Genomic DNA, 13,128 nt, shown 5'->3' on the forward strand with positions numbered 1-13,128 from the left:
CCGCTGCGTTTCTTCCATCCTTAGCGTGCAGCTGTCTGCATCTGCCTGACCACCTTCCAACCCGCCATGAGCGCCACCATGACCACTTTGCATGCCGCCACCAGCGCCCGCCGTACCTTGCAACTCCGCCGCCCAGCTGTGCCACAGCCGCAGGACGCCGCCGATACGCCCGCTGCCTGCGAGGCCGAGTCCCATGCTGGCGAGCCACTCACCATCGCGTTGCAGCCCCGGCCGCTGAACGATGCCAACCTGCAGGTGCGCAGCGTGAACAGTGCCAGCCTGCTGGCCGGCCACAAGACCGTGCAGATAGCGCATAACGGCTCGGTCTACACCTTGCAGGCCACCAAGCTGGGCAAGCTGATCCTGACGAAATAAAGCGCTCCATACCGCTGATAAAACACAGCCCGCTGGCATGTCCGTGCCAGCGGGCTGTGGTGTTTGTGGGCTCTGGCCATGGCCAGAGCCTTGGTTGTGATCAGAACGACACGGTGGCCGACAAGCGGTAGGTGCGCGGCGCGCCGGGCATTACAAAGCCATCGTTGAACATGCCGATCCAGTAGTTCTTGTTGGTCAGGTTCTCCACACTGGCGTTGAAGCGCACAGGCGTCGATCCGAACTTGGTGGCGTAGCGGGCCATTGCGTCAATGCGGTTCCACGAAGGCACCTTGAGGCGGTTGCCCGAGTCTGCCCATTGCGAGCCGGTGTGGAACAGGCGCCCGCCCACCGACAGGCCTTGCACGGGGGTGTCCCAATCGATGCCAATGCGGGTGCGCAGCTTGGGCACGCCATAGTTTTCCAGCCCGGTGTTGGTCTGCTTGGACTTGATGTACTCGACACCGCCCAGCAGCGCCACGCTCTCGCTCAGCTTGCCAAACGCGCTCCACTCCAGCCCGCGCAGGCGCTGCTCGCCATCGAGCACCTGGAAGTTGCCGCTGTTGGTGATGATCGAGGGCTTCTTGATCTGGAAGGCGCTGATCGTGTGCGTGGTCTCGCCCGCTTGCAGCTTGACGCCCACTTCACTTTGCTTGGTTTGCATCGGCGCGAGGGTGTCGCCGGTATTGGCGTAGCCCACACCCACGGTGCGGCCAGGCTCCAGGCCTTCGGTGTAGTTGGCAAACAGCGCGATGTTGTCACCCCAGGGGCGTAGCACGCCGGCAACCATCGGTGATGTGCGGCTTTCGCTGTAGTTGGAGGCCACGCCATTGACCAGCGGCGTCTTCACCGTCTGGTGGCGCAGGCCCAGGGTCAGCAGCAGCTTTTCATCCCAAAAGCCCATGGTGTCGGCAATCGCCACCGAGCGGAATTCGTTCTCCGTCGTGTAGTCCTTGAAGGTGGGTGCTGCGGGGAAGGTCGGCTCGGTCGGCCGGTACATATTGGTGGTGTAGCAGTAGTTGCAGGCCGTGTTGACCGTGCCTTCCTTGTGCTTGAGGATGTTGAACGACAGCTGCAGGCGGTGCTGCACGCTGCCGGTGTCGAACTTGCCGATGACGCCCGCCTCGGCCGTGCGGCGCTCCGACTTGGTGTGCACGTTGTAGATCGCGCCGCGCGTGGTGCCGTCTGCGCCGGTCACAATGGCGCGCGTGCCAAACAGCAGGCCCTGGCCTTCGGCCTCCGACCCGCCCGCTGCCACATAGCCCTGCCAGTTCTGGTTGAAGTCAAACTCGGCCCGGGCCAGCAAGCCGCTGTTGTCGTACTTGCCATGCGAGCCCTTGAACAGGTTCACATCGCCATCGGGCGGCGAGAGGAGGTAACCCACACCGGGGATGGCCGCGCTGCCCAAAAAGCTGAACATGCCGGGACTGCCGCCCTCGATCTTGTTGACGCTGTTGTACAGATCCAGGTAGAGGCGGAAGTTGTCGCCCAGGTAATCGAGGCCCAGCGCGCCCACATTGCGCTTTTGCTTTTCGTCCTCAGCGCCCATGTCGCCCGAGCCATAGACGCCATTGAAGCGCAGGCCCAGGCGCTGCTCGGGCCCAAAGCGCTTGCCCACATCGGCATGCAGCTGGTAGTACGAATCGGAGACATAGGTGGCGGTCAGATCGGCAATGGGCTGGGCCAGCGCGCGCTTGGTCACCATATTGACCGAGCCGGCCACGCTGGCGAGCGGCGGCATGCCAGACAGCAGCACATTGGGGCCGCGCATTACCTCGACCCGCTCAAACATCTCGATGGGCACCGAGTTGGCTGGCGCAATGCCGTAGAGCCCATTGGTCGCTATGTCCATCGCCGTCACATCGAGCCCGCGCAGGTTGAAGTTCTGCAGCAAATGGCCCTTGTTGGTGGTAAAGACCACCGCCGCATCGTTTTCCAGCACATCCTGGAGCGACAGCGCCGACCAGTCCTCGGCCAGCTCACGGGTATAGGCATTGACGTGCACGGGCGCCTCCATGATCGAGGTCGCCCCCAGAATGCCCAGCCGTGCCCCCTTGGCCGCCTTGCGCCCGGGCGCGAGCGCGGGCAGGTCTTCGCGCTCATAGCGGTCGCGCACGGTGATCTGGGGCAGGTTGACGGGTGCGCTGGTGCTGGCCTCGGCCGTCGCGCCCGCGTTTTGGGCTGACTCGGTAGGCTGAGCCTGCTGGGCCGATACCCCGGCGCTGGCGGCTGCGGCCATCCAAGCCAGAACGATCAGGTTGGGTTGGTGTCTGCGCGGTTTTGAATGTGACATAAGAGTGACGCTATGGTTAAAAATAAACAAGAATCATTCTCAATCGTATTCATCAAGCGCTACATATGCAACTTTTTGTTGTATTTCGGGGATTACCCTGTGTGAGACGGGGTGGGACACGCGTCTGCAGGAACGATATGCGCCAGGGTGGCGTGGGTGAGGCCCTGGTCGCCATCGATCACTCTGCCAAGCTGTGGTGCGTTCGGATTGAGCGCGAGTCAGCAACGCAGGTGGCTGCAGACTTGAACAGGTCCTCAAACTGACTTTTGATCTTGGCGGTGTTCAAGCCAGTCCGTGTGGCCTGCAGCAGCCAGATGCCGCTGGCGCAAAAGAAGAAACAGCGGCAATGCCAACGAGGGGCCCACCACCAGGCAGCATAGGGGCAGCCACAGCCGGGGCATTGCCAGCCTTCTGCCTTCGGCGACGATCCACACGGCAACCGTAATGCCCGAGACCAGAACATCCGACCATGCAAAAGCAGACAGAGGGCTGGACGTGGCCTGTTGCAAGAGCAGTGGCATATCCAGACCATATGCACAAAGCCATGGATAAATTGCGACAGCGGCAATACGGTGCCCGCGATACAGAGAAACAAGTAGAGGATTTGCACAATTTTTAATGGGGAGATTGAATCTTTGGATGAAGTAAGAGATCTTGGTAATTCTAGTTTTAGATGGCCAATTTACTTGCATCTATACTGGTTCAAAACCCAGGAGATCAAGTGAAAAAGATAAATCGCATTTCAGCACTTCGTCCCGCTATTTTGGCCTCCGTGTTGGCGCTTTGCAGCACCGCCAGTTGGGCCGCGCGGAGCTTTACACCGCAAGCGGGGACCTGGATGGTCAGCGAAGAGATTGACGGCAAACCGGGCCGTGGCCTCGCCATCGATGTGCAAGGAAATACCTTTTTCATGCAGGTATTTGCCTATGAAAAGAATGGCGATGCCACTTTTTATACGGCTACCGCACAGATGGATGGCACTACCGCTACGGCACCCCTCATGCGCTACAAAGCAGGCCGCAGTTTTGGCGGCCGTGCGCAAGATGCGGTGGAAGACGGATCGCCAGGGGTGGTGACCGTTTCGTTCTCGAATGGCATCCTGGGGTCGATCCGCTTTCCTGGGGAGGAAGAGAAAAAAATCGAGCGCTTTCTGATCAACGACCCCGATTTTGATGATGCGGTACTCGCTCCCTCACCAGACGCAACAAATATAGGTAAGACTGGCAAGTGGCTGCTGGTTGATCAGGGCGGTAATTTTGTGGATTTTTTAGGCGCTGGCTTTAGCAAAGCAGAGGGGGGAAATTACCGACTTTCCTTGTCATCACGCTTTAGCGGGTATCGAGCGTCGTATGACTGTCAGCGATTGTCAGGCGTCCAGTCATTTAGCTGCCAAGAGCTCGTTAGCGATGCAGCGACAAGCCCATATGCCGACCTGAAATTTCAGATGATAGGGCCGGAGGTCGTGGGCACACTGAAGAACAGCAGTGGCGATATTCTGGAAATTGCCGGAGTGCAGCGTGCAATGGGCTCCCTTGGCGGAGCCGTAGTTCTGTGCGGCATGTATGAGTATGCGTATATGCCTGCAGGCTGTGATCAATGGCAAATGCCATCCAACGGGACCTGGGTGTTTGCTGATGAGTTGACGGGTAGACCGGGGCGCGGCTTCAGTGTCGATATGCAGGACAAGGTGGCGATTCTGCAGATCTTCAATTACCTGCCCGATGGACGGTCCACATTCCATATGGGGAGCGCAGTGATTGGTCGTAACCCGGTGACGGGAACGACTAACCCGAGAATAGTGCCGATCCAGCGTTACCAGGGGGGAAGGTATTTAGGCGGGCCAGCTTCTGCTGCCGCCCCGGTGTCTGATGGCCAAGAGGCTGGGGCCGCTGTCATTGAATTCTCAGGCAGAAATGAAGACAGGATTGCCCCCTATGTTGAAGGCACGTTCCAGCTTCCTGGTGAAGAAGTGAAGCATGTCAAACGCTTGGATTTACAAGGGTTGACGCCGTTCAACCGCCTTGCAGGCGAGTGGGCGATGGCGTTTTCAAATGCAGTACCTCCAGGCGTACCCATCCTTAAGAAGGTGCGCTTTTCATCTACCGATAACGCATCTGCTACCAGCGATGATGGATTGGTGCAATGCACCAAGAATCCTTACGATCTCTCACGCTATGTCTGCCATCTCTACGCGGATTCGACGAGAGCCGTTGTCCAAGGCAGTCTGTCCGCGCGTTTCAATGGCTTTACCGCCGATGAGGATGCCATTCAGCTTAAAGACCAATTCGCCAACTGGCGTGGTGTGGGGCAGATCTCGAACGATTGATGCGGCTGAAGGGCACTCCATATTTCCACTGCGCATTTGCTTGCGAACCTATTGCTGAAGGGGATGGACGCGGATTTTCAGAGACCGCATTCAGACCCTGGCAGGAGCTTTGCAGCGGATTCCCGAGTAGGCGAGTTCTTTCCTGGCCGACAAGGCGGATCGTCGTGAAATATGGGCTATGACATCGGGCGCCCAAGCCTCTGCCCAGACCTGCCTGAGGCTAACTTGTGGCGCTGTCTGTGTCTGTCCGATTCAGCAGCACCAACTCCCGCAACATGCTGCTGGAGGATCCCAAAAATACTGATTTAAACCAGGAGACTACGTGAAAAAGGCAAGACGCATTCCATTTGTTGGCACCGCAGTATTGGTTTCGGCGCTAGCGTTGTCATGCACCGCCGCTTGGGCCGCTCGCAGTTTTACGCCACAGGCGGGTACCTGGATCGTCAGCGAAGAATTGGATGGTAAGCCTGGTCGAGGCCTCGCCATCGATGTGCAAGGCAATACCTTCTTCATGCAGGTGTTTGCCTATGAAAAGAATGGCGACGCCACTTTTTATACGGCTACCGCCCAGATGGATGGCACTACCGTTACGGCACCCCTCATGCGCTACAAGGCTGGCCGCAGTTTTGGCGGCGGCGCGCAGGACGCGGTGGAAGACGGATCGCCAGGCATGGTAACCGTTTCATTCTCGAATGGCATCCTGGGGTCGGTCCGCTTCCCTGGGGAAGAAGAGAAACGAATCGAACGTTTTCTGATCAACGATCCCGATTTTGACGATGCGGTCATGACGCCCAGGCCCAATTTTATGAATATCGGCAAAACAAGTCGCTGGCTGATTTTTGATCAGGATGAGAATTTTGTGGATTTGCTGTTAGTGACGCTGAAGAGAGGCGAGGGGAAAAACTACCAACTTTCAATGGGACCACGCTCTGCAAGGGCGCCGTCAACCTACGATTGTCAGCGTCTCTCAGGGCCACAGTCTTTTAGCTGTCAGGCGATTGCTACGCAAGGGGTGGTAAGCCCTTATCCGGAGTTGAAGTTCAGGTTGGTAGGGCCAGAGGTGGTCGGTGAGTTCAGGAACAGCAGTGGCAATACGCTGGAAATTGTCGGCGTTCAGAGCGCGATGGGTTTTGTCGGTGGAGCCGTGAGCTTGTGTGGGCATTATGACTATGCGTATATGCCTGCAGGTTGTGATCAATGGAGCATGCCGGCCAACGGTACCTGGGTCTTTTCTGATGAGTTGACGGGCAAGCCGGGGCGCGGCATCAGTGTGGACATGCAGGACAAAGTGGCAATCCTGCAGATATTCAACTACCTGCCCGATGGCCGCGCCACCTTTCATATGGGCAGTGCGGTGATTGGTTTTAACCCTGTGACCGGGACTATCAATAACGGTGAGGTTCCCATACAGCGCTACCAGGGAGGACGGTATTTTGGGGGGCCAAGTGCTGCCGCAATACCGGTGCACAATGCAAACGATGTGGGGGATGCTGTGATGGAATTCTCCGGCAGGAATGGAGATAGCTATGCGCCCTACGTTGAAGGGTCACTCAAGCTGCCCCATCAAGACAGCAAGCCACTGAAGCGACTGGATATGCAAGGCATGACACTGCTCAGCCGTTTTCGCGGCGAGTGGGTGATGACCTTTTTGAATGCCACGCCCATATATGGGTCTATCACGAGAGCCATCCGCTTTTCATCGGTCAGTGAAACCTCGGCCATCAGTGACGATGGCTTGGTGGAATGCGCTAAAGACGTTGAGGGATTCCAACCCTATGTCTGTAACCTCTATGTTGATGCGACGAGAACCGTCGTACTAGGCACGCTGCGCGAGGTATTCAATGGCTTTACGCCGTATAGGGATGCCATTCAGTGGAAGGACCAGTTTGGTAACAGGCGTGGTGTGGGAAAGATCGCCAGCGAGTGATGCACCTGGTTGATCTGTCGCTGCTTGGCGGCCCAGGCCGCTTGATCAGGCACGCGCAGAGCCCCGGCAGTGGGCTCTGCAGCATTGGCTGAGGCAAGGCGAAAACCGAGCGCAGGTCAGCGGCGCTTCTTCCGCGTATCCGGCAAGAACGCCGTCGCCAGCCCCAGCAGCGGCAGGAATGAGGTCAGGCCATACACCCAGACGATGCCATGCATATCGGCCAGCTCTCCCAGGCCAGCGGCACCGACGCCGCCAATGCCAAACATCAATCCAAACATCAAACCCGAGACCAGGCCCACGCGGCCGGGCACGGCCTCTTGCGCATACACCACCAGCGCGGCAAAGGCGGATGACATCACCAGGCCGATGACGATGGCGAGCACGGCAGTCCACACCAGGCCCACATAGGGCAGAGCCAGCGCAAACGGCGCAACGCCCAAAAACGAGATCCAGATGACGGCCTTGCGGCCAATGCGGTCACCGACCGGGCCGCCAGCAAAGGTGCCCGCTGCCACAGCGGCCAGGAACATGAAGAGAAACAGCTGGCTGCTTTGCACACTCAGGTTAAAGCGCTCGATCAGGTAGAAGGTGAAGTAGTTGGTGAACGATGCGATGTAGACAAACTTGGCAAACATCAGAATGCAGATCACCGTGACGGCGCGGATGACGCCCGCGCGGTTCAGGCCTTCACCCGCATGGTTCTTGGCCAGGCTCTTGGCCTTGGCGCTGCCGTTGTGGCGCACCCAGATGGTCAGGCGGTACAGCACAAAGATGGCGACCAGCGCGACCACCATGAACCAGGCCACCGCTGGCTGGCCATGGGGGATGACGATGGCCGCCGTCAGCAGCGGGCCAATCGCAGAGCCGGTATTGCCGCCCACCTGGAAGGTGGACTGCGCCGTGCCAAAGCGGCCGCCCGATGCCAGGCGCGCAATGCGCGAGGCCTCGGGGTGGAAGGTGGCCGAGCCCACGCCCACCACGGCGGCGGCCACCAGCAGCATCTCATAGCTCTGCGCGGTGGCCAGCAGGCCAATGCCGATCAAGGTCATGCCCATGCCCGAGGGCAGCAGGTAGGGCTTGGGGTGCTTGTCGGTGTACATGCCAATCCATGGCTGCAACAGCGATGCGGTGACCTGGTAGACCAGCGCAATGACGCCAATCTGCCCAAAGCTGAGCGAGAAGCTCGCCTTGAGCATCGGAAAGATCGACGGCAGCATCGCCTGGATCATGTCGTTGAGCAGGTGGGCAAGTGCGGCGCCGCCCACAATGGGCAATAAAAAGCCGTGCTGCTGGGTGTCTGCAGCTGCGGCAGGTGCTGCAGCCAGTGCAGGCGAGGGGTTGAGGGTGGCGGTATCAGCGGTCATGGCGTCGGGCGGGCAAACCTGGGCAGGCAAAGAAATCGGGCAAGCGGCAAGCGTACGGGAAGATGCGCTGGCGCAATCGCGCAAGCAGGACAAGAAATGTCGAATTTTTGCCAGTTGAGCGAATGACAGTCATTCGCGGGCAAGGTAGATGCGTGGCCAGCTGCCGCTTATGATGGCCATTCACTCCAATGCAAGGACGGCCCCATGACCCAGATTGCCCATCTTCGTGACGCGATAGCAGCGAGCCAGCTTTTGAACGACGTGCAAGCCGACGATGGCTTTGTGGTGGGCAGCGTGCGGTTTCAGGCCGCTGGGGCCGATATCCATGTCAATGTCGACCCGGAGCTGGCCGACAACCCGGACATGGATGCCGATGCCCTCATCGCCAATACCCAGCGTTTTTTGGCGATGCCGGCCGACCAGTGGACTGCGCTGGTCCACGACATTGCGCTGGAGGTAGAAGAAGCCGTTGAAGACGATGAGGTGCAAGAGCCCACCGATCTGCGCGATGACCTGCGCCTGCATTCGGTCGCCGTTTTTGCCGATGCGGTGCTGCTGTCATTTGTCGCACCCAAGCAGTTTCCGCAGTGCTGGGTGCGGGCCCAGCTGTGCGAGGAGCTGCTGCTGGAAGACATCTCCATTGACGAGAACGATGGTGTGGAGACCATCGAATTCAAATCGCTCGATGACCTGCTGGACAACCTGAGCGCCAACAACGACAAGTAGCGCCCCGGCGGCCCGGCGGCCCGGCCCACCGCAGCCCTCGTCCCAGGGCTGTCTGTGGGTTACGTGTCGCGCATCAGGCGGCCGAAGGCGCCGGCCCAAAATATTCCGGCACCCGCTGGACCAGCTCCTCGGCCGCTTCCCAGAACTGCTCGTCCAGTTCTTCAATCTGCTCAGACAAGTCACCGGCCACGGCGCGGTACACATCATCGATGCTGTTGACCTCGTCCGACTGGGCAATGGGGCCCACCAGGCGCCAGAACGCGGTGACTACCGCGAGCGTGGCGCTGGCCCGGATCTGGGCAAGCGCAGCCAGCGCCGCGTCCATCTCGGCCATGCGCCAGTTGCCCAGAAACTGCAGCAGGCCGCCGTTGTAGCCATCGGCCACCAGGCGCCACAAGGCCACCAGGCGCCACAAGGCCACCAGCGCCCGGCTGCGGTGATTGAGCTGGTCCGCCTTCCAGTCCAAGGCCTTTAGCTCGGCCAACGCCGCTTCAAACAGCGCATCCTGCTCCAGTGTCCAGACATTGAGTGCGCCGTCAGCCGAGGTCTGACCGGCGCTGGGCCAGTTGACGCCGCGCCTATCCGCGGTGGCCACCCATTGCGACCGCTCTTGCGCGTTCATCGCCACCACCTTGGGTCCCACCCAGGACAGCGGAGCGGCCAGCTGGCGGCCATCGTCCAGCAGCAGCAAAACGCGCTTTTCTTCAAAGATGACGTCGGTGATCGGAGATCCGACAACGGCATGCCCGTCGTGCTTCATGCATGGCCTTTCCGGGGCGCAAACCTGCCCTCTACAGCGGATGAGTTTAAGAGAGATCCCGTTTCGGCGAGGGTGCTGCCCGCGCCTTGTCTTGAGTGCCCACCAACCCGTAAAAGCGCCATCTGTAAACAGCAGGTAAACCTGGTGGTTTCAAATCGTTGTTGTGTAACAGCTAAATCAAATTCTGGTATTTGTTTTAATCGAAACATCTTTGCTTAATGCAGAAATGAATATCATTTTTCATTTATATATTTCATTATTGCAAGTCGCTGATTGTAATTTCTAAAATAGAATGTTGATAGCGTCTCTCGTACTATATTTGCCGTAAATTTCTGCATCCCCGCCATCTGGCTTGCCGCTCGCCGTTGCCGACATGGGCACCGGTCTGCGCTGCTGGTTGGGCTGGCTACGCCAGGCTGCCTTCAGGATCCCCGTGCGGTTGCAAGCGCAGAAAAGTCCACGGAAACCTGGCGTCCGATATGGAAATGGTTCTGCGCGCAATATATGAATAATAGTGAGATTAAAGTCCCACATGTAATGATCGTTGATCGCGATCTACAGCAACTTCGTCTTCTGGTCACCGCGCTGCGCAGCCGCTCTTACACCGTCAGCGTCATTGACAATGAGAGCCAGGTCTACACCCGCATTCTTTTACAGCCTCCTGATCTGGTATTGATGGATGTGCGCTTGCCCGATCGCAGCAATATCAAGGCGGCAAGATTGCTTCAGGAGAATGCATCGACCCGTAATATACCCATCCTGTTTATCTCTGCGCTGTCTGATAAAGAAGACCGGCTGCTTGGTCTTCGTGCCGGGGCTGTTGACTATATATTGAAGCCCTATTATGTGGATGAAGTGCTGGAGAGGGTTCGCATCCATATCGCGCTGGCGCGTAAAAGAACCGGATGGGAGCAGCTCACGGGGGATGCGGTGAGTGCATGGGAAACCCCTTCTGGAATCCTGCCGGCCAATATGAGCATCAAGCAGGTGGCGACCGAATTCATAATCCATCACCTCAGTGATTCGACGCTAAAAGGCCGTGATGTGGCTGCCAGCCTGGGCCTGTCCACCCACCGCCTGAATATGGTCTTTGAGGCCACCGTGGGCATGACCGTCTTTGAATATATCCGCAAAGAGCGGATGTCCAGGGCCGCAATGATGCTGGAGACCGGCCCACTGGGCGTTGCCGACATTGCGACCGAAGTCGGCTATGCGAACTCCGGCAACTTTTCCACCGAGTTCAAGAAGTTCTGGAAAAAGTCACCCAAGCAATACCGCATGGCATTCCAGGAGCAGGCGGCACCGGTGCCAAGCCAGCCTTCTGCAGATAAAGCGCTGGATTAGCGTGGGCAGGCGTGCAGCCCCGCTACCGCCAGCATGGCGGGGTGGGCGCGCCATGGCCGGCCCCGGGACCTTGATCATCCAAGCAGCTTGCGCCGGGGGCGCCGCACGCAGGCAATAGCTGCAATGCCCATGGCGAGCAGAGCGAGTGCATGCCACCCCAAGCTGGGAACCGGTGTGGCGCTGGAAATGGGTACATTCGGGGTGGTGGTGACAATGGGGGTGATACGCGCCCAGCCATTGGCACCCGGCAGCCCCTGCAGATTCTCTCCGGGCGGAAAGCTTGGCAAGGACGCCGGATCCACCACCGCGCCAAGCGCGCCGACTGCCAGTTGCGTGTTGCTGATTGTGTAGGCCGCAGCGGCTGCGTAATAGCAGCTGCCGCCGCCGGTGGCGCTGCTGGGTTTGGTGGCATGCACCCACCACCAGTTGCCGTTGTCCGACATGGTTCCTGCGCCAGAGGCGCCCCCGGCCCCGGCACCGTTCATATAGCCACCGCCGCCGCCAGCGCCGGTGGCGATGGTGGAGCCCCCGCCTGACATCCCATCTGCCGAGGCCAGGCCCTGGCCCCCATCTGCCGGCGTGCTGCAGTCTGCGGTGTTGTTGAGTGCCAGAGGCGCGGCCAGGCCCAATACACCCACATCGCGCAGCGACTGGCCATAGGCCGCGCTGCTGCCACCCCCGCCGCCGCCGGCCCGCAGGTACAAGCGGCCCGGTATTTCCAGTGCAGACGCACCGCCACCACCGCCTGCGGTGTAAATGGGATCGATGGCGGGGCTTTGGCCGATGGCGCCATCAGCACTGCGCCCACCGCTGCCCGCGCCCTGGCCGCCCAGGCCGCCTTCTGCCGGATCCAGCATCGTCTGGCGGTCAACCCCCGCGCCGCCGCCTTGCGCCACGGTAATGCTCAGCACATCGCCGGGAGATACCGCCACCCGGGTGCTGAGCTGCGCGCCATTGCCGCCGCTGCCTCCTGGGAAGCTGCCGTCAAACCCAGCCATCCCCATGGCCATCTCAATGCCGGTGCCACTGCCACCCCCGCCCCCGCCAAGACCACATCGAGCGCATGCACGCCGGTGGGGACGGTATAGCTGTGCACCCCTGGTGCAGAAAAATCCACCGTCTGTGCCTCGGCCGATACGGCTGCAACGGAGAGTAGACCTGCTGCCAGCAGCACCCCATGCATGCGGCCCAAGGAGCCAGTTTTTTGGGCGTAAAACATCTTCATAGCTTGTGCTTTCTTGGCGGTGGTGCCTTGGCAGCAAATGTATCTAAAAGATACGCGGGTATCAATAAGAGCTTACGCCGAGCCATGACCGTATTTTCTTGGTGCAATGCATGGACGCCTTGGCAGCGTCATTTGAGATCCTCACCGAACCACCTCCTATGCGATTGACGACGCTTCCCTACGGCAAACCCCGTGAGATACATCCCAACTCTGACGTGGAGAGTCTGCGCTTTTCATCCCAGGGGCTAAGCCTGCGCCTGGCGCTCGGGCTTGGCCCGCAAGACATGGTCGACGGTTTGGATATCTCCTTCGCCGATGTCTCCGCGTTCCGCTATCTCGGTGAGCTGGACTTGCAGAGGTACTGGAGTTTGAATGGCTTGGTGCGCGGCTACCCGGTGCTGGAAGTGCAGCAGGGCGGCTGGTTGGATGAAGAAGTCGCACTGCAACAGCGACATTACCACCAGCGCGAATGGCTGGTGGTAACGGGCAACGGCTGCGTCAGTGTGTTCGCGGCTTCCGCGCCCGAGGTCGTGCCAGTGCAGTGGCCTATTGGATAGGCATCGGGTACTGCCGATGCCTTCACCTGCTACAGCACCGTGTACAGGCTGTGTACCAGCCGAAGGCTGCAGACGGCCAGGCCTCCAGGCTTCCGGGCGTAACGGGAAAACCGTACACGCATTCAGCAAAGCCCGTCTTCGCCGCGTGACTCCGCATACGAAAGTCTGGACAAGCACCACCAACACGGCCAAAAAAATGCCAGTCAGCATGGCACTGACTGGCACCGGTTTGAA

11 protein-coding genes are annotated in these 13,128 nt (G+C 59.4%); 6 read left to right on the forward strand and 5 right to left on the reverse strand.

Features of this window, described 5'->3' with window-relative positions:
- Positions 1-78 precede the first annotated feature (78 nt).
- Entirely contained in the window at positions 79-375 is a 297-nt protein-coding gene (locus WH303_RS23755; RefSeq protein ID WP_445228289.1) for a hemin uptake protein HemP, read from the forward strand.
- A 100-nt stretch (positions 376-475) separates the two neighbouring features.
- Here WH303_RS23755 and WH303_RS14360 read toward each other — a convergent pair whose 3' ends face one another.
- Both WH303_RS14360 and WH303_RS14365 read right to left on the reverse strand, forming a co-directional pair.
- A complete protein-coding gene (locus WH303_RS14360; RefSeq protein WP_339519299.1) occupies positions 476-2,665 on the reverse strand; it encodes a TonB-dependent receptor in 2,190 nt (729 codons plus the stop codon).
- Between the two features lie 254 nt (positions 2,666-2,919).
- The gene (locus tag WH303_RS14365) at positions 2,920-3,357 is read right to left on the reverse strand and encodes a DUF2834 domain-containing protein (RefSeq protein WP_339519300.1); all 438 of its coding nucleotides are present in this window, start codon (positions 3,355-3,357) and stop codon (positions 2,920-2,922) included.
- 29 nt (positions 3,358-3,386) lie between these two features.
- On the opposite strand from WH303_RS14365, the gene WH303_RS14370 reads away from it, so the two are divergent.
- Positions 3,387-4,991, forward strand: coding sequence for a hypothetical protein (locus WH303_RS14370; protein WP_339519302.1), 1,605 nt, complete (start codon positions 3,387-3,389; stop codon positions 4,989-4,991).
- A 322-nt stretch (positions 4,992-5,313) separates the two neighbouring features.
- Positions 5,314-6,918: a hypothetical protein gene (locus WH303_RS14375; protein WP_339519304.1), complete on the forward strand. Its 1,605-nt coding sequence runs from the start codon at positions 5,314-5,316 to the stop codon at positions 6,916-6,918.
- 116 nt (positions 6,919-7,034) lie between these two features.
- Here the strand turns inward: WH303_RS14375 and WH303_RS14380 are convergent, their stop codons facing one another.
- Positions 7,035-8,282, reverse strand: a complete 1,248-nt coding sequence (locus WH303_RS14380) for an MFS transporter (protein ID WP_339519306.1) — start codon at positions 8,280-8,282, stop codon at positions 7,035-7,037.
- Between the two features lie 204 nt (positions 8,283-8,486).
- Here WH303_RS14380 and WH303_RS14385 point away from each other — a divergent pair, with 204 nt between their 5' ends.
- Positions 8,487-9,008, forward strand: coding sequence for a hypothetical protein (locus tag WH303_RS14385; RefSeq protein WP_312989213.1), 522 nt, complete (start codon positions 8,487-8,489; stop codon positions 9,006-9,008).
- A gap of 73 nt (positions 9,009-9,081) precedes the next feature.
- Here the strand turns inward: WH303_RS14385 and WH303_RS14390 are convergent, their stop codons facing one another.
- Positions 9,082-9,768, reverse strand: coding sequence for a DMP19 family protein (locus WH303_RS14390; RefSeq protein WP_339519308.1), 687 nt, complete (start codon positions 9,766-9,768; stop codon positions 9,082-9,084).
- A 537-nt stretch (positions 9,769-10,305) separates the two neighbouring features.
- On the opposite strand from WH303_RS14390, the gene WH303_RS14395 reads away from it, so the two are divergent.
- Complete coding sequence (locus WH303_RS14395; RefSeq protein ID WP_158400566.1) at positions 10,306-11,112, forward strand: response regulator transcription factor; 807 nt, start codon at positions 10,306-10,308, stop codon at positions 11,110-11,112.
- A 74-nt stretch (positions 11,113-11,186) separates the two neighbouring features.
- On the opposite strand, the gene WH303_RS14400 is transcribed toward WH303_RS14395, so the two are convergent.
- Positions 11,187-12,110 carry a hypothetical protein gene (locus tag WH303_RS14400; RefSeq protein ID WP_339519311.1) on the reverse strand — a complete coding sequence of 308 codons (924 nt, stop codon included), beginning with the start codon at positions 12,108-12,110 and terminating at the stop codon, positions 11,187-11,189.
- Between the two features lie 337 nt (positions 12,111-12,447).
- On the opposite strand from WH303_RS14400, the gene WH303_RS14405 reads away from it, so the two are divergent.
- A complete protein-coding gene (locus tag WH303_RS14405; protein ID WP_339519312.1) occupies positions 12,448-12,894 on the forward strand; it encodes a hypothetical protein in 447 nt (148 codons plus the stop codon).
- The last annotated feature ends 234 nt before the right edge of the window (positions 12,895-13,128 follow it).

Source organism: Comamonas sp. MYb69 (genome assembly GCF_037479315.1).
Classification (GTDB): Bacteria; Pseudomonadota; Gammaproteobacteria; order Burkholderiales; family Burkholderiaceae_C; genus Comamonas.

Bases quoted from the DNA above. Each gene is read 5' to 3' on its own strand.
- WH303_RS14405 (WP_339519312.1), top strand. From the start codon at position 12,448: ATGGACGCCTTGGCAGCGTCATTTGAGATCCTCACCGAACCACCTCCT.
- WH303_RS14380 (WP_339519306.1), bottom strand. From the start codon at position 8,282: ATGACCGCTGATACCGCCACCCTCAACCCCTCGCCTGCACTGGCTGCA.
- WH303_RS23755 (WP_445228289.1), top strand. From the start codon at position 79: ATGACCACTTTGCATGCCGCCACCAGCGCCCGCCGTACCTTGCAACTC.
- WH303_RS14365 (WP_339519300.1), bottom strand. From the start codon at position 3,357: ATGCAAGTAAATTGGCCATCTAAAACTAGAATTACCAAGATCTCTTAC.
- WH303_RS14400 (WP_339519311.1), bottom strand. From the start codon at position 12,110: ATGGCTGGGTTTGACGGCAGCTTCCCAGGAGGCAGCGGCGGCAATGGC.
- WH303_RS14360 (WP_339519299.1), bottom strand. From the start codon at position 2,665: ATGTCACATTCAAAACCGCGCAGACACCAACCCAACCTGATCGTTCTG.
- WH303_RS14390 (WP_339519308.1), bottom strand. From the start codon at position 9,768: ATGAAGCACGACGGGCATGCCGTTGTCGGATCTCCGATCACCGACGTC.
- WH303_RS14395 (WP_158400566.1), top strand. From the start codon at position 10,306: ATGATCGTTGATCGCGATCTACAGCAACTTCGTCTTCTGGTCACCGCG.
- WH303_RS14385 (WP_312989213.1), top strand. From the start codon at position 8,487: ATGACCCAGATTGCCCATCTTCGTGACGCGATAGCAGCGAGCCAGCTT.